The sequence below is a fragment of the Peribacillus sp. Aquil_B1 genome, assembly GCF_022603275.1.
Lineage (GTDB): Bacteria > Bacillota > Bacilli > Bacillales > DSM-1321 > Peribacillus.
Genome location: NZ_JAKXEE010000005.1, coordinates 118,784 through 136,452, shown reverse-complemented (window position 1 = coordinate 136,452; position 17,669 = coordinate 118,784). Strand labels below are relative to the sequence as shown.

Sequence of the window (17,669 nt, the reverse complement as noted above, 5' to 3'; positions counted from 1 at the left end):
ATCTACCAATTGGGTTACTATCGTCATGAGAGGAACAGCGGAACGCAAACATCTTGCTTAATTGGTTCATGGGAATCATTTTTCAGCTCTATGGCCAAACAAATCAAGCATTTGACATAAAAAAGGGAAAAAATTGGTTGATAAAAATTTACAGTGTGATAGTTTGGTATAGTACTGTTATTTTTTAACCAATTATTGGAGGGAAAACCGTGAAATTTAAGAATGTGAGTCGAATTACGGCGTGTGTACTTATTTTTGCACTGATATTCAGCTTGATGGTTCCGCTAAATTCTCAAGCTGCAGCTGCAACGCCTATTGAAAATGTAAAAATGATTAAAAATGGGGACACTCTGAACGGAAAGTTTGAAAAACCGGAAGTCCAATGGTACCAAATCAGTCCCACAACAGAAGAAGTACAAAAGTTCTCCCATATTGAGTTCGAAGTCAATTCGGACAAAATCTTGAATATCTCCGTATATCAAGATAAAGAAAAAGCAGAAAAGGATGAGAGCAATTATATCGTCTCTTCTTATCCTGATGAAAAAGCTGTAGTCGATTTCCCATATGCTTGGGAAGGAACATATTATGTTAAAGTTGAATATTTCGGCGATACGGATGATGAGGGAAATCCGATGCCGGATGCGGAAAATGTAGCTGAATACTCCATCAATGCTCATTCAGTGACATTGCCGCCATCTGCCGGGGACGAAGGGGAAGAGCTTGAATCTTGCCCGGTTGAACTGAGTGTAAACGATAAGAAAACGGGAGAATCCATGTTGAAAACACTCCGCGTGTTTAGAGATGAAGTTCTCACGAAGTCGTCTGAGGGACGCACCCTTTCCTCTTTATACTATAAAGCTTCGCCATTCCTGGCTCTACATCTTGCTGGTAATAAAACGGCAAGGGAATCCGTTTTTAATCACTTAGTCGAGATTAAGCCACTTATTGAGGATCTTAATGAAAATGGAGCAAGCAGTACGGCAGTCATTAGCAACAAGCAGCAAGAGGCGATTAAGGCCTTATTCAATAAGTCGGCAGGCGTCGCTCCGGCCGGATTGAAAAAGGATATGGACGCCATTGCAAAGAAAATCAATCTTGATAAGCTTGCAGGTGAGAGAATCGTCGATATCGCAAGCAAAGCGGGAATCGAACTTCCTGCTTCGAAAAATGTAAAGAACAAATATATCGTCAAACTTAAACCTGGGAAGTCATTAAGCACTGTCCAATTCAAGATAAGCGGAAAAGGATATGGAACATTATCGGCACCTAAGCAACAAGAGGTTCTGTATGATGATATGTATGTTGTAGAGTTAAAGAACCAAGCTAAAATGAGCACTGCAGCTCTATCCAGTATCGAAAAGCTTCCGGAAGTGGAGTATATCGAAGCGGTAAAAACGTACAAAGCACTTTCTGCCGACATTCAATCTCCGTATCAATGGTCTTTAGATAACGCCGGCGGGGAAGAAGGCATTAAGGGAGCGGACATCGATAACGAAAAACTGCAGAACCTTATTAAGAAACGTAATTTAAAAGATACGCTGGTAGCGGTTATCGACACAGGTGTCGATGATTCACTGGCGGATCTACAAAGTGTCGTTGAAATGGAGTCAGGTAAGAATTTCATCGATAAGAAAGAAAAAGCAATTGATGACAATGGTCATGGTACACATGTATCCGGTATCATCGCTGCCAAAGCAGATAATGGTTATTCCATGCAAGGGATCAATCCAGTAGCTAAAATCATGCCTGTGAAGGTCTTGGATTCTTCAGGGTATGGAGACAATGAGAAAATTGCATTAGGCATTAAATATGCCGTGGATCATGGTGCAAAGGTCATAAACCTTAGCTTGGGCGGAGAATATAGCAGGACGATTGAATATGCCTTGAAACATGCCGCTGCCAAGAATGTAATGGTTGTCGTAGCAAGCGGTAATGATGGGATGGAAGGTCTTTCTTATCCTGCATCATCAAAATACGCCATATCCGTCGGTGCAACCAATGCCCTTGATTTAGTATCCGATTATTCCAATTATGGATCGAAGTTGGACTTGGTCGCTCCAGGGACAGCCATCCCGAGCCTTGTGCCCAATGGGAATGTTACCTACATGGATGGTACATCAATGGCAGCTCCGCATGTTGCGGCAGCTACAGCCTTGTTATTATCCGGAAACCCTGGGTTGAAAGTGAATGAAGTAAGGGAAATCCTTCATGAGACATCGGAATATGTCGCTTTTGAAGAAGAAGATAATGTAGATCCTTATGAGGACTATGAACCGGAAGATGGGGAAATCATCATACCGGAAGAAGAACTTCCTGTCGGAAAAGATTTAGTATCAGGATACGGAAGATTGAATGCGTACAGTGCACTTAGTGCAGTGGATTTACAAGCTAAAGTCAATCTAGTGATGGATACGCAAACAAAACTTACTGGTTCAGCTAAAAAAGGTTCAGTAATCGAAGTGAAAAGCGGAAACAAAACGCTCGGTAAAGGAACTGCGGCAGCTAATGGAACGTTCACTGTTACGATTCCGGTTCAAAAAGCTGAGCAGCAGCTTACTGTGAATATCTCTGATTCTTCCAAACTAGCAGTATCTTCAATCAAAGTATTCGTGAATAAGGGTGCAACCCCTAACAAGCCGACTGTAAAAGCTTTAAGTGACAAAGATACGTATGTAACGGGTCAATCACAAGCGGACATGAAAATCACGATCAAAAATAGCGCAAAAAAAGTGATTGGTTCAGGTAACACGGACAGCAAAGGGAATTTTAAAGTGAAAATCAGCAAGCAAAAGGCTGGCACTAAACTTTCAGTCACAGCTACAGACTTAGCAAAACGTGAAAGCAAGGCGGCAACCGTGACTGTTCTCGATAAAACCGCTCCAGATGCACCGAAAGTGAATGAAGTAAGCGATAAAGCTACTGCAGTAACAGGTAAAGCGGAAATCGGTTCAACCGTTACCGTGAAGCACAGCAATAAAAACATCGGAACGGCAAAAGCTGATAGTAAGGGGAACTTCTCCATTAAGATCAGCAAGAAAAAAGCAGGCTCCGCATTATACGTCTCAGCAAAAGACAAAGCGGGCAATACAGGAAAAGCAGCAAAAGTAACGGTTAAAGATAAAACCGCTCCAGGTACACCGAAAGTGAATGAAGTAAACGATAAAGCAACAAAAGTAACAGGTAAAGCGGAAATCGGTTCAAACGTTACCGTGAAGTACAGCAATAAAAACATCGGAACGGCAAAAGCTGATGGTAAAGGGAACTTCTCCATCAAAATCAGCAAGAAAAAAGCAGGGTCCGCATTATACGTCTCAGCAAAAGATAAAGCGGGCAATACAGGAAAAGCAACAAAAGTAACCGTTAAAAAATCTAAATAGCAGTGAAGGCCGTTTAACTACATGTTAAACGGCCTTTTTTGTGAGAAAACAAATGAAAACACCGCTCGATGATGAGCGGTGTTTTTGCCATGGGCGTGTTCTTTTGCCTGTGCGTTGTCATTGCATGATTTCAGATCTGGAGTTTCGTGTTTTAATTCTGAAATAGAACTTACTCTTTTTTCTTGTACTATAAATCTTTATTAGAGAAAAGGAGAGGAGAGAATGAAAATGCAAGAACAAACAATGGCAACGATTCTTACAGTGATAGCAATATTGTGTTGCTGGTAAGTTCCCATTTTGCGTTTGCTTTACATAATTATATAACTTTGCTTAAAGATGTGGCGGATTATAGGTGCAATTTACAATTAGTAACCTTTACCCCAAGTAGAGAAATCAAATACCAAATTTAAGGAGGAACAATAATGATGAAAAAAGGAAGAGTACTAGCATTAGGTACTATTTTAGCTTGCTCAATCGGGTTAGGAACGCTTTCGGTTGAAGCTGGAAATGAAAATAACAAGTATTCATTTACAATTCAGAAGGATCAAAAAAATTCGTACACAGGCACAGAGTATCGCCAAACGACTACAGAACGGAATACATGGAAAGTGAGAATGTATAAATCAACAGAAGGAACCAATACGGTAACGACGTATTGGCTCGAAAAAAGCAACGGCACGAACGTATCTCCTTCAGTGAAAGTTACAGCCGGTAGCGGCGGTTTAAATAGTGGGCGCAATCATTATGTTAAAGGCAATGCAGGTGCCAATGCGACCGATGTACGATTAACGGCACAAAATAATAATTATAGCTCTAATACCTATTCCGTAAACGGATATTGGGATGAAGAGACAGGGAGAATATTACCTGGACAGTATAAAGAATCTTACACCACGGAATATAATAAATAAAAAATGATGAAAATGGTGACGCCACCTTGGATGATTCTCTATTCATGGTGGCTTTCTAAAGGGAGACAAAATGAATAGTTATTACTATCGATTAACAAATAATAATAAAACAAAGTTCATCGTTTTATGTATTGTGGCGATTGTTATTATTGATATTTTTATTTTGATCGGCAATGTTTTAGAATCATGGATCATGCCCCATCTAGCCACTTTTTTAGCGGGAAGTTCATTAGGTCATATGATGCAAATACTACTTATTTGGTTTTTGCCTATTTTTCTATTAATCTTGTGTGCCGACAGCTATATCCAAGACTATAAAACAGGCTATCGATATATCGTAGCGACCAAAAAAGGGCGATACTCTTATTATAAAACGATGTTATTGGGAAATATGTCATTTGCCTTTTTAGTGATGGTTGGTTGCTTATTATTTAATATGCTCATTGCATATATGGTTTTCATGAATGGTGAATTTGACACTGGGTTGACCCCAGATTTATTTCCGGAAAATCCTTTATATACACTCGCCAATAAAATACCTTTTGTCACTAATGTGGTTTATATCATCATTTTTGGATTTTTCACTAGTTTATGCGCAGGGATGGCTACCGTCCTTAGTTGGTGTTTCCCAGATATAAAGTATACGTATCCGCTAAGCTTTGTTATTTGGTTTTCACAAATTTTAGGACTGAATTATTCATTAGCAATGATCATCCAGCCGTTTAACGAAGTGACCTTGGAAGCTTTCGTTTTTATTTTCTTTAGATCGACCATCCTTTTTTTAGCGGTCATCACGGTCGGGTTCATGTATAAGGTGAAAAGTGATGAAGTCTAATCAAAAAAAAGTATATGTATCACTGCTGCTTGTTCTGTTATTTGGATGTTTATGGATGACCTATAATATTCATTATTTAAAAATAAAGCAGCTTGACCCAGTGTATCTATTGATCATTGATGTAAGTGCGAGTGTAGAAGGCTATCTCTCGGTTAAAAATTTATTGATCACATATATTGTTCCTTTGTTACTATTTTATCGTTTTTTTATTGAAGATGAGCATCCACACATTATCGTTCGCTTAAAGTCAAGAATCGACATGTATCGGAGACGGACCATCCAAGTTTTTATAAGTTCGTTTATCTTTGCGTTCATCATTTTATTGATTAATTTCGCAGCTGTTTTCTTATTCGATAGATTTCACTTTATATCATCAAATTATTGGAACTTATCTCTTCTTAATCTAGCGCTATTAACGTGCATTTATTTCTCGATTGGCCTGATTTATTATTTCATTTTTGATTATTCCAATTTAATCATAGCGATGGCAGCGACCTTTTGTATCTGTTTTCTCTTATATGTGATGAAGAGTCAGCTGAATATTGATTGGGGTCCTGCCAGTTCCGCAAATGTTATCGATCCTTTATTAAGCAGCGGAATTACAGGATATTATTCGCTAATCATGATTGGAAAAGAATTATTTCTATCTCTCGTGATGGTTTTACTTGGGCTTTTCGCGATCGAGAAAAAAGATTTCATGTTTGGTGTTTCTGATGACTAAACGAATCTTCTTAACGATGTTGATCGTCATTTTGTTGCAAATTTTATTATTTGATTATTTTGATGGCTCTAAAGCCGATCTTACGGGATATATGATCGTTAGCGGAGTTCCCATCAGTAATAAGTTTGTTGTATTGGGAACATGGTATATGTTCTTTTCTGGATTGAGTTTTTTATCGTTAGGTTATTTGCGGCAATATATTTCCGGTTATGGGGTTTACCTCATGATCAGGGAAAAAAGCAGGGTGAAACTTGGGCTTAGAAGAATCGGGAACTTAATGATCCTTATATCTGGATTTTCTTTAATTCAACTTCTTTTCTCGATCGTATTCGCTTATGTAAATAATGTCGGTCAGGCCTTTTTTTATGATGATTTTCAATCATTGATTTGTATAGCAGGTCTTTATATGATGTCCAATATTGTCCTGGTTTTCATTCAAATGGCACTCGAACTTCATTTTACGGAGGAAGTATCTTTATTGCTGATAAATGTTTATGTGCTTTTTTCGGTTACATTAGGCGGAGTTCTATTATCTACACAAAAGCTGACGTGGATTTTATATTTTTTGCTTCCCAATTTCGGCATGTATGTAAGAAGTGATGTACTTGAAACTGGCGGAATATCAGCAGTAAATGCATATATCGTTTTAACCGTAATGACGATCATTTTAACTGTTTTAACATATATCCGATTAAAGAAAATCGATTTAATTTAACGAGGTGCACAATGACGACAATACGAATTAGTTCTTTACATAAAAAGATGAGGAAGAAAACACTTTTGCATGATATCAATTATGAGTTTAACAGCGGGAAAATTTATGGTTTGTATGGAAGGAATGGCTCCGGTAAAACGATGCTGCTTAGAGCGATTGCAGGATTAATCATGCCAAGCTCAGGGGAAATTGCCATAGACGAAAAAATTCTTCATAAAGATATTTCCTTTCCTGCTAATATTGGTGTCATTATTGAAAACACTTCGCTGCTGCACCAATATGACGCTTATACAAATCTGAAAATATTAGCAAAAATCAGGAACATCGCTACTGATGAAGAGATTAAAGCGAATATAAAAAGAGTCGGCCTTGATCCGGAATCAAAAATGAAGGTTGGAAAATTTTCGTTAGGAATGAAGCAGCGTCTAAGCGTAGCCCAAGCGATATTTGAAAAACCGGACATTTTATTATTGGATGAACCGACCAATGCCATCGATGAAGAAGGTGTTATGCTAGTTTATCAGATCTTGAAGGAAGAAAAGGAGCACGGCGCACTCATTCTGTTGACAAGCCATCATAAACAGGACTTGGAGGCATTAGCCGATGAGTATGTAAAGATGGATAATGGAGGAATCGTCCTTGACTCTAAATAAAAGAATAGCCGCGATCAGTTTATTCATATTAGTAGGAGGATTCCTTATCAATAGAATGTACATTGTTCCATCAGCGATGAGTGCCGCTAATAGAAATACGGAAAATAATGCTGCTTCCTATAAGGTGTTGGAATCACAAAACATCATTGTCGGGAGAGATATCGATCAGGGTTATTATGATATTAAAGCTCTCGATAGTGAAGCGGTTGTTGCTGGCTATAAAATGCACAAAAATGCTGTACTGCATGCAGAGCCCTCATATATGAATGAAAATTTCTCTATTAAAGGGAAGATTGAATTCAAGCCTTCTGAATTTGAAAAACCTGTGAAAAAAAATCAAAAAATCATCATGAAATCTCCTGGTCATTATGTGGTCGGTGCAGAAATACCAGCGGGGGATTATGTACTATCAAGGACCACCGATAAAATCCGAGTGTTTGTCGATATAAAAGATGAACCGCAAACCGAAAGCTTGCAAACGATTCAATGGGAAATCGACGAAGAAGTGAAAAAGCCAATCGAGGTCGAACTGAAAAAGGGCTATAACGTATATATCGATAAAACGGGAAAAGACGGGTATATATCGAATGAGGGTGATCTGATATTGGAGAGGAATAATGAGGAAAGCGAGTAATGTAAAGTTCTTTAATAGTTTAAATCCTGGCAACTGTAACTTAAAGGTGGTCATTTATTCAGTTCCCATTTCCGACAAAGAGTCGACCAAATTTGGGACAAGATATATAGGGAATTTAAATTCGAGCCAAGTATTTCTGAATTTTCGTCCTTTAAAGTGCCGCATCCTTTTATAACAAAAGATGTTTCTGATTACTTCGGAGAGTCAGTAGAGTTGGATGATGAAGACCTAAGAAAAAGCATTACTTGTATTTAAAGAGAACACATCATTTGAAGAGTGTATACTGGCACTCGATTGGCAGCATGAATGACGTCTCAGTGGAAAGCATTCAATTATCAAGGAAGTATAACTTGCATGGGAGTTTTCAGATGAAAGTATGTAGAAGTATAGTAATATTCATTCTGTTTATGGCCGTTTTCTTTTCGCTCCCATCCATGACATTCGCGGCAAATCCGGTTTGCGAAACAACAACAGGAACGACAATCCAACAATTCGACAACAATAATACGCTTATGGAAACGTCAACATTAGCACCCAATTCTACGGCGTCATCAGTAAGAGTTGCTGTTAATAATGCCATTCTAAGCGTTTCAAAATTTCCGAAGGATGGGGCAACCGGAAAACGGGGGACCGTTCTCTTATCAAAAGGAAATTTCACGGCAAGTGCCTTTCTTGTGATGAGATCTGGAGTTACATTGGAAGGAACCATGGAGAATGGAAAGTCTGTCACGACAATCTGTACTGAATCAAGAAGTGAACCTGTTACCATTAAAATACTGGAAAGTCAGGTGGGCATCAATAATCTTATTCTGGATGGAAAACGAAAAACAGAAGATACCGTAACAGGAGAACCAAGGAAGTATTATGTATCTCAGCATAGAGGGATCCAGGTTACCTCTATTGATCAAACGAAATCAACGGATGACTTAGTCAGTACATACCCGACAACTGATAAAGATGGTGATGCGAAACGGATAAAAAATATCATTATTGAGGATGTTCAAATTACAGGATATGAAGGGTATGGCATCTATTTAGAGCATGTGGATGGGGTAACCATCAAAGGATCCGATACCGTTTATAAAAAAAGGATGAACATTACGGATATTGGATATGCGGGCATTGGCGGCGTCTCAGCGAATAACGTGACCGTAAAGGATACTAAGGTTAGTGATATTTGGCCGGGAGTAAAGGTGGGAAGTTCCCAGCAAAGCTATGGCATGGCCTTTAGCCATAGGAAAGTCAATACCACAGATGATGCCAATGCACAAGCAAAGTTCCCGCCAAGCAACAACATTGTGGTGGATCAGAACGTGGTCGCCAACAACCCGACATGGGAGGGAATCGACACACACTCGGGACAAAACGTATCCTTCACGAACAATGTCATTTTAAATACACGTTTCCCTATTGTTGTTGGAGGAATGGATTATGATGGTGGGAAGGTCTCTGCCTATCCGCCTCGAAACATTACGATTTCAGGGAATCGGATTAACAGTCATAGAATGGGCATCCAGGATGATTATGATGTTTATGATATAGAAAAAAATGACACAATTACAGAACGGGGCATCACCGTTAACGGAACGCAATTTACGGACCTGGCCAAAATGGAGATGGGATTCTTGGATTCGGTTGTGATTAAGCATAATTACGTAAGCAATGTCCGAACCACCGTCGAGACACAGGGAGGCATCAGCATCCACGTGACAAAAAATGCAATCATTGAAGACAATACCATTGAAAACAGTTTCAACAACGGGATTGTGTTTCTTAGTTCCAACAAGCTCACGAAACTACATAGAAACAAAATTCAACATGTCAAAAAATCCGAAAATAACTATATCCAAGCTGGAATTGGCATACGCGGGTCTCATAATAATGGGAACTTTAATAATGACTACACAACCCTGCCATTGACCTTGACCAACACCTTGATTGAAAATGATCACACATTTACCGAGGTTGGACGTGAGATTCATTTTCAAGTAGGGTCAGAAAATAATTTATTGAATAATCGGATCGGTATCCCTCCTGACTTTAAAAATCAGGACGGTTTTACATTGAAACCAGAATGTGGGGATGACATAACATGGAAGTGTCACCAAAGCGATAATTGAAAAACCGGATATCTCATAGAGATGAAATCTAAAACCGAAAATTTGCAAACCGTCGATGTGAAATTGATGAAAATATAAAAAAGCCAATCGAAATCGAACTAAAAAATGGGTATAACGTATCTATCGATAAAACGGGAAAAGATGGATATATATCAAATGAGGGAGATCTGGTATTGGGGGAAAGTGAGTAATTTAAGGGGATTTAATACCTAGCTTAATTGAGTGATAAGTTTGCACAGGTTCAAATTCCATGAACGTTTCTTAAAAATGATAATATTCATTGACTTCCAAAATGATAAGGAATCAAGCTCAAAAGCGGATTCCTTATCTCAAATGTATATACCTAGGGCGGGATTTACGCGGGTCATTATATCCGCCGGTTATTTGATGTCCGAGAGAGCTCGCAATGACTACTGCTGCAAAGAGGAGGATGATTTTCTTCAAATTAATAATCTTCTTTCCGTTTTATTATTTTAAAAGATTACACCCAAATTTCTCTTCCTTCAACCCCTTTATAACATGTAGAAAAATTTACTACATTAAAATCTTCCATACCCATAATTTGGACTTACACATCAATCGAATGAGCAAGTTCAGTCATCTAATGGGCTTTTCTACCTTAGTCCATTAGATGACAAACCTTTTTTTGATTCTACAACTGTCCCATTTATTTTCTCGAAGTCATATAGGTGAAGGATCCACTTTTGCAATAGTATCGTGCAAAAACAATCTTGCCTCTGCATTTGTCAGCTCATTTAGTGAATTCACTTCTGAGGAGGTAGACAACATCGTATTCCTTCAACTCGTCCATATGTCCATCACTATCTCCATAAAAATCAGTGGAAAGTGAATGTATGCCTTTATTACCGCTTGAGTAACATATACTCGCCAATGCAAGCTTGTTTGTGCTGTTTATTTTGAGTTTGTCAATACTGCTCCATACGCTGGAATCCATTTCATCAATGGTTTCAGGATAAGTAACTGTATCCGAACCATCATCGCTTTGAATGCTGATGTTGAACATCGATCGTTTTTGGTCAGCATCCGTTTTGGATGTGGTGAAGATGATCGTCCCATTCTTTTCAACCCCAGTTGTCATGCGGCCTTTTTCCTCTTCGACCAGTTTGCCGAATTCATATTTTTCGACCCAGACTGACATCTCCTTGTATGTATCATCAACACTGAAATTGATAAGGAAGGAATGTTCACTTGAATTCTCCAAGATGGCCTTTTCCCTTGCTGTCAGCTCAGGAACTGAAAGGTTATTTTCGGATTTTGGATCAGCTGCCTTACATGCGACTAAAGAAAATGTGAGCAGGGATAGGATGATGGATAAAAAGATCTTTTTCATGTTTTTCACCTCTTGTATACTATTACCCAATTAAAGCCAATTCTTAAATATTATAACATTCTATAAAAGAAACGGAATCGGAACGCGGCAAAAAGGCAAGCAATCGGTATGCTTGCCTTTTTTTGCATTTACAATGGTTGGGAAAGAGCCTTATTGGCAACATCGACGTCATTTTGGAGCAATTGGTTCAAGTCGTAAGCAGGATAGAGGTTTCTTTCATAAAGGTAGTTGAAAATCTTGGCATGGGTATCGACGGCTCCATTTAAATGCTTCTTAAATACTTTTCGAAGGGAAGGGGTGGCCGTTTCCGTAATGGCACCTGCATAACTTTTGATCGATGATTTGGCAAAGCCCAGCAATTCCCCGGCGGCAGCTGCCGATGCGTCATCCCTTGATACATCGTCATCCCGGTGAGCTTTAGGCGTCAATGGGTAAAATTGCAGCAGCTCCATGATGTTTTGGGTAAGGGTATCGATCGTTTGCTTATAAATCGTTTTTAGAATCGGGTCTTTTATTTTTGGATAAGCTTTTTTAAATTTCATAAGGGCATTGGACTGGGCGGCAACCAACTCATGAAGCTCGAGTGTTTCATGCCAGGCAAGATGTGAATAGGTGGGTTGCATGTAAATTCCTCCTGAACGAATAATCTTGATAAATTATTCGTTCAGTGGGCTACAGGCAAGTTGTCTAGTGAAATATTTATGGGAAGAGCTGTCCCATCTACGAATCCCATTCACCGTTTAGAAGGATCGCCATAATTATTGATATTGCTCGAGAACAGAGAAGAACTTTTTGGCAAATTGGTAAAAAAGTTTTTCAGATGGAGCCAAGTCCCTGTTTTTAGGAGTGATGATGCCGACAGTCCGTTTTACTTCGGGTGTATCGATCGGAATTTTAACAGTCAGTCTTGGAGTGACTTCATAAAAGGTACTGTCAGGGAGCAGGCTGACTCCGATTCCGGCAGAAACGAGCCCTTTTATGGAATCCATGTCTTCTCCTTCCGAGGCGATGTTCGGTGCGAAACCGGCGGCTTTGCACGCTTCAAGAGCGATAGTGTGAAAGATGTATCCCTTTGGAAACAAGACGAAGGGGTCATTTCGTAGGTCACTTAGACGCAGACTCTTCCTTTCAGCTAATGGGTGAGTGATTGGCAGTAAAGCGGATATGTTTTCCGTGAACAGGATATGACCTTCGATATCCGGATCATCTGTCGGGATCGGTCCAAGGAAGGCTAATCCGATTTCGCGATTTTTAACAGCCTCTTTTAAAGAGGAATAAGATCCCTGTCTTAAGTGGAAGCCGATATTCGGCTGCTCATCTTTAAAAGCGGAAATGACGGTAGGCAGTAAATGGGTGGAAAGGCTGGTCGGGAACCCGATTTTAATGCTTCCGTGTTCAGGGTCCAAAAACTCCTCAATTTGATATTTGGCATATTCAATCGCCTGTATCGCCGTTTTGGCATGGATCAAGAAAATTTTTCCGATTGGGGTTAACTGGATATTCCGGCCGATTTTCTCGAATAAAAGTACGCCAAGCTCATCTTCCAGTCTGGAGATTTGCCGGCTGATTGCTGATTGTGCGATATGCAGGTGCTCTGCGGCTTCTGAGACGTGTTCCCTCTCGGCGACTTCAACAAAATAACGTAATTGTCGTAGTTCCATTTATTCATCCTCCTGCCATTCATCTCAAATTGAGATGGATTCTACTAGAATTATATATTGTTTATATCGATTTGAAAACCTAGAATAAATGTAAGTGACATAACGGTGTAAGAATACGATGGGGGCGATTAATATGACATACAATCAAATACCAAAAGCACAAGGGCTCTACCATCCTGAATTTGAACATGATGCATGTGGGATCGGTTTATACGCTCATTTAAAAGGGCTTGCTACACATGACATCGTCAAACAAGGACTGAATATGCTGTGCCAACTAGATCATCGCGGCGGACAAGGCAGCGATCCCCTTACAGGAGATGGCGCAGGATTAATGGTGCAGATTCCTGATGAATATTTCAGGCTGGTATGCCCGGAAATGAACTTGCCGGCAAAAGGGCGCTATGGTGTAGGCATGCTCTTTTTCTCTAACAATGATGATGAACGGAATGAAATCGAAGCTCGTTTGAATGCATTCATCGAACAAGAAGGCCAAACGTTATTAGGCTGGAGAACGGTTCCTGTTGATGCAACGAAAATCGGGGAGGTCGGCAAGGAGACATGTCCGACGATTCGCCAAGTATTCATCGGGGCAAGCGAAGGGATGACTGATGATTTAGCTTTTGAGCGTAAATTGTTCATTATCAGAAAACAAGCTGAAAACTGGGCTCGTGAACGCGGCAATCGTTTTTATTTTGCCAGCCTTTCAAGTGCTACGATCGTTTACAAAGGATTGTTGACGCCGGAGCAGGTGGATGCTTTTTATCTTGACCTTCAACAGGAGTCCTTCGTTTCGGCTTTCGCTTTAGTGCATTCCCGCTTCAGTACGAATACTTTTCCTAGTTGGGAACGGGCACATCCAAACCGTTATCTGATCCATAATGGCGAAATCAATACGCTTAGAGGTAATGTGAATTGGATGAAAGCGCGTGAGCAGCAGTTTGTTTCGGAAGCATTCGGGGATGACCTGCAAAAGGTCCTGCCTATTCTGGATATAGACGGCAGTGATTCCTCGATTCTTGATAATGCACTTGAATTCTTCGTGCTTGCCGGGCGTAAACCGGCACATGCGGCGATGATGCTCATTCCTGAACCGTGGACGGAAAATCCGCATATGACGAGGGAAAAGAAGGCATTTTACGAATATCATAGCATGCTCATGGAGCCATGGGATGGACCGACGGCCATATCCTTTACGAATGGCAAGCAAATCGGTGCCATCCTGGATCGAAATGGTTTAAGGCCGGCAAGGTATTATGTGACAAAAGATGATTACATCATTTTCTCCTCTGAAGTCGGCGTGATCGATGTGGAGCCTGAGAATGTATTATATAAAGATCGTTTAAGCCCAGGCAGAATGCTTTTAATAGATTTAGAGGAAGGCCGTATAGTTTCTGATGAAGAGATCAAGTCGGAAATGGCTCAGGAAAATCCATACCAGCAATGGCTGGACGAACAGCTTGTTCAATTAAGTGACGAAGAACCTGTGCTCGAAGGGGAGCCATTGAGTGATTTACTATTCAGGCAAAAAGCGTTTGGATACACATATGAAGATGTCCAAAAATATTTACTGCCGGTCATTAACGAAGGCAAAGATCCGTTGGGCAGCATGGGGAATGACATTCCGTTAGCGGTCTTATCAGATCGCCCGCAATCGCTATTCAACTATTTCAAGCAATCCTTTGCACAGGTAACCAACCCGCCAATCGATTCGCTTCGTGAACAGATCGTCACGTCAACGATGACATTCCTCGGTGCGGAAGGAGATTTGCTGAAACCGGATGAAACGAACAGCCGCCGCATTCAATTGGATTCACCTGTTTTGACGCCAGGTCAAATGCAGCAGTTGAAAGAAAATGTTTATCCTGAATTCAGGAGCAAAGTCATTCACACTCTATTTTCAGAAGATTTAGAGAGCGAACTTGATCGCATCTGCCGTGAAGCGGAACAAGCGATCGCTGATGGTATCAGCCTTTTGATTTTATCTGACAAGGATATGGGCAAGGAAAAGGCTGCGATTCCTTCCCTGCTGGCTGCGAGCGCCCTTCATCAGGAGCTGATCCGTCATGGGAACCGTACGAAAGTGAGCATTATCGTTGAATCGGGGGAAGCAAGGGAGGTCCATCATTATGCGTCCCTGATCGGGTATGGAGTGGATGCGATTTACCCGTACCTTGCTTATGAAACATATAAGCAGGCGGTATTGGAAGGCAGTTTGGCCATCAGCTACGAAGAAACGGTGAGGAAATATGTACGCTCATTGACGGAAGGCATCGTAAAAGTGATGTCGAAAATGGGGATTTCAACGATTCAAAGTTATCGCGGAGCGCAAATTTTCGAAGCGGTCGGAATCGGTGCTGATGTGATTGAACATTATTTCAGCGGTACGGCATCGCAGCTTAGTGGGATCGATTTGGAAACGATCGCAGATGAAACGTTGATTCGCCATAGAAAAGCTGCAGCTGATTCCCTTGACGAAACTCTTGAAAGCGGAAGTGATTTTCAATGGAGAAAAACAGGGGAACATCATGCATTCAATCCGAAAACGATCCATACACTGCAATGGGCCTGCCGGAAAGGCGATTATAATTTATTTAAGCAATATTCAAACTTGGCGAATGAAGAGAGACTCGGGTTTTTACGGAATTTATTCTCGTTCGATCAAAAACGCCAAAGTATTTCTATAGATGAAGTGGAATCCGTGGAATCCATCGTCAGCCGATTCAAAACGGGCGCGATGTCATTCGGTTCATTGAGTCAGGAAGCACATGAAACATTAGCGATTGCGATGAACCGTTTAGGCGGAAAAAGCAATAGCGGTGAAGGCGGGGAACACCCTAGCCGTTACCAACTGGATGAAAATGGCGATGACCGCCGCAGCGGAATTAAACAAATTGCATCCGGTCGTTTTGGAGTGAAAAGCCATTACCTTGTTAATGCCGATGAGCTTCAAATCAAAATGGCGCAAGGTGCAAAGCCGGGTGAAGGCGGCCAGCTGCCTGGAAACAAAGTATATCCTTGGGTCGCAGAGGTAAGGGGTTCCACACCGGGAGTCGGCCTTATTTCACCGCCTCCGCATCATGATATCTACTCAATTGAAGATCTGGCACAGCTGATCCATGATTTGAAAAATGCGAACCGTGATGCCAGGATCAGCGTCAAGCTTGTGTCAAAAGCAGGCGTAGGCACGATTGCAGCCGGTGTGGCCAAAGGTGCCGCAGATGTCATCGTTATCAGCGGGTATGATGGCGGTACGGGTGCATCACCAAAAACTAGTATCAAACATACTGGTCTTCCTTGGGAGCTGGGCCTTGCCGAAGCACACCAAACATTGATGCTGAATGGCCTTCGCAGCCGTGTAGTCCTTGAAACGGATGGGAAATTAATGACGGGACGCGATGTGGTCATGGCAGCTATCCTTGGAGCGGAAGAATTCGGCTTTGCTACAGCACCGCTTGTGGTTCTTGGCTGTGTCATGATGCGTGCTTGCCATTTGGATACATGTCCTGTCGGGGTGGCTACTCAAAACCCTGAGCTTCGCAGCAAATTCACAGGGGATCCGGATCATGTCGTGAATTTCATGCGCTTCATCGCTGAGGAAGTTCGGGAGACGATGGCTGAGCTTGGTTTTAGAACACTGGAAGAAATGGTCGGCCGCACTGACGTTTTACAAGTGAGCGAGCGGGCACAAAACCATTGGAAAGCGAAGCATCTGGACTTGACGACACTACTTTTCCAACCGGAAGGGATACGTACGTATCAACTTCCTCAAAACCATAAAATAGAAGAATCCTTGGATATCCGTGAGATTTTACCTGTTGTTGAGCCTGCTTTAAATGATCAAACCCAGGTGGATGCGAGCTTCCCGATTACAAACGTGAACCGTGTGGTCGGAACGATTGTCGGCAGTGAAGTATCCAAACGCTATGGTGAAGAAGGGTTGCCTGAAGATACGATCACACTTCGTTTTACAGGATCGGCGGGCCAGAGCTTCGGTGCATTCATTCCAAAAGGGATGTCCATGTATTTGACAGGTGATGTCAATGATTATGTTGGGAAAGGCTTATCTGGCGGAAAAATCATTGTCACGGCACCTTCTGGCAATCAGATCGAGGCCGGGGACAATGTAATTGCCGGAAATATCGCCTTATACGGTGCAACAAGCGGCGAGGCCTACATTAATGGCCGTGCGGGAGAACGATTTGCGGTACGGAACAGTGGAGTCAATGTTGTTGTTGAAGGAATTGGAGACCATGGCTGTGAGTATATGACAGGCGGGCGCGTGGTCATTCTTGGCGGCGTCGGCAAAAACTTTGCGGCAGGCATGTCAGGCGGCATCGCTTATGTACTTGCTGATGATGCAGAAGAATTCAAGTCATTATGCAATGGTGAAATGATAGAATTCGAGACACTTGATAATATGGATGATTCAAACGAGGTAAAAGAAATGCTTTACAGCCACCTTCATTATACAGAAAGTGCCAAAGCATCGTATGTACTGGAGAACTGGGAGGATTTCGCTAAGAAATTCGTGAAAGTCATTCCGAAGGATTACAAACGGATGATCAAAAGCATCAATGAGCAAAAGCATGCAGGGCTGACGGATGAAGAAGCGATCATGAGTGCATTTCAAGCAAATGCCGTTCAAGATAAAAAAATCACTAAACAAGCTGTGATGCAGTAAGGAAGGG

General features: G+C 41.2%; 12 protein-coding genes and 1 pseudogene. 10 read left to right on the top strand and 3 right to left on the bottom strand.

From position 1 onward, the window contains the following. The first annotated feature begins 209 nt into the window (after positions 1 to 209). The 9 genes and pseudogenes from MPH60_RS24475 to MPH60_RS24435 all read left to right on the top strand — a co-directional run bounded on the left by MPH60_RS24475 (position 210) and on the right by MPH60_RS24435 (position 9,966). Positions 210 to 3,377: an Ig-like domain-containing protein gene (locus tag MPH60_RS24475; protein WP_241594201.1), complete on the top strand. Its 3,168-nt coding sequence runs from the start codon at positions 210 to 212 to the stop codon at positions 3,375 to 3,377. 422 nt (positions 3,378 to 3,799) lie between these two features. Further along, positions 3,800 to 4,288, top strand: a complete 489-nt coding sequence (locus tag MPH60_RS24470) for a DUF2712 domain-containing protein (protein ID WP_241594202.1) — start codon at positions 3,800 to 3,802, stop codon at positions 4,286 to 4,288. A gap of 70 nt (positions 4,289 to 4,358) precedes the next feature. Continuing rightward, a complete protein-coding gene (locus MPH60_RS24465) occupies positions 4,359 to 5,123 on the top strand; it encodes a DUF2705 family protein (protein WP_241594203.1) in 765 nt (254 codons plus the stop codon). Next, positions 5,113 to 5,844, top strand: coding sequence for a WxPxxD family membrane protein (locus MPH60_RS24460; protein WP_241594204.1), 732 nt, complete (start codon positions 5,113 to 5,115; stop codon positions 5,842 to 5,844). Before MPH60_RS24465 ends, MPH60_RS24460 begins: the two co-directional genes overlap by 11 nt. Beyond that, positions 5,837 to 6,559 (top strand): DUF2705 family protein, encoded by a 723-nt coding sequence (locus tag MPH60_RS24455; protein WP_241594205.1) that lies wholly within the window; start codon positions 5,837 to 5,839, stop codon positions 6,557 to 6,559. The genes MPH60_RS24460 and MPH60_RS24455 overlap by 8 nt, the downstream gene beginning before the upstream one ends. Positions 6,560 to 6,570: 11 nt before the next feature. Next, positions 6,571 to 7,212 (top strand): ATP-binding cassette domain-containing protein, encoded by a 642-nt coding sequence (locus MPH60_RS24450; protein ID WP_241594206.1) that lies wholly within the window; start codon positions 6,571 to 6,573, stop codon positions 7,210 to 7,212. Beyond that, positions 7,199 to 7,846, top strand: coding sequence for a hypothetical protein (locus MPH60_RS24445; RefSeq protein ID WP_241594207.1), 648 nt, complete (start codon positions 7,199 to 7,201; stop codon positions 7,844 to 7,846). Before MPH60_RS24450 ends, MPH60_RS24445 begins: the two co-directional genes overlap by 14 nt. Before the next feature lie 90 nt (positions 7,847 to 7,936). Further along, positions 7,937 to 8,153: pseudogene (locus MPH60_RS24440) on the top strand (DUF2716 domain-containing protein); the annotation flags it as partial. A gap of 61 nt (positions 8,154 to 8,214) precedes the next feature. Further along, positions 8,215 to 9,966, top strand: coding sequence for a right-handed parallel beta-helix repeat-containing protein (locus MPH60_RS24435; protein WP_241594208.1), 1,752 nt, complete (start codon positions 8,215 to 8,217; stop codon positions 9,964 to 9,966). A 751-nt stretch (positions 9,967 to 10,717) separates the two neighbouring features. On the opposite strand, the gene MPH60_RS24430 is transcribed toward MPH60_RS24435, so the two are convergent. The 3 genes from MPH60_RS24430 to MPH60_RS24420 form a co-directional block, all read right to left on the bottom strand. Beyond that, positions 10,718 to 11,317 carry a hypothetical protein gene (locus MPH60_RS24430; RefSeq protein WP_241594209.1) on the bottom strand — a complete coding sequence of 200 codons (600 nt, stop codon included), beginning with the start codon at positions 11,315 to 11,317 and terminating at the stop codon, positions 10,718 to 10,720. Positions 11,318 to 11,445: 128 nt separating this feature from the next. Then, positions 11,446 to 11,940, bottom strand: a complete 495-nt coding sequence (locus MPH60_RS24425) for a spore coat protein (protein ID WP_241594210.1) — start codon at positions 11,938 to 11,940, stop codon at positions 11,446 to 11,448. Positions 11,941 to 12,075: 135 nt separating this feature from the next. Beyond that, positions 12,076 to 12,978 (bottom strand): LysR family transcriptional regulator, encoded by a 903-nt coding sequence (locus MPH60_RS24420; protein ID WP_241594211.1) that lies wholly within the window; start codon positions 12,976 to 12,978, stop codon positions 12,076 to 12,078. Between the two features lie 133 nt (positions 12,979 to 13,111). Here MPH60_RS24420 and gltB point away from each other — a divergent pair, with 133 nt between their 5' ends. Next, positions 13,112 to 17,662 carry a glutamate synthase large subunit gene (gene gltB, locus MPH60_RS24415; RefSeq protein ID WP_241594212.1) on the top strand — a complete coding sequence of 1,517 codons (4,551 nt, stop codon included), beginning with the start codon at positions 13,112 to 13,114 and terminating at the stop codon, positions 17,660 to 17,662. Positions 17,663 to 17,669 lie beyond the last annotated feature (7 nt).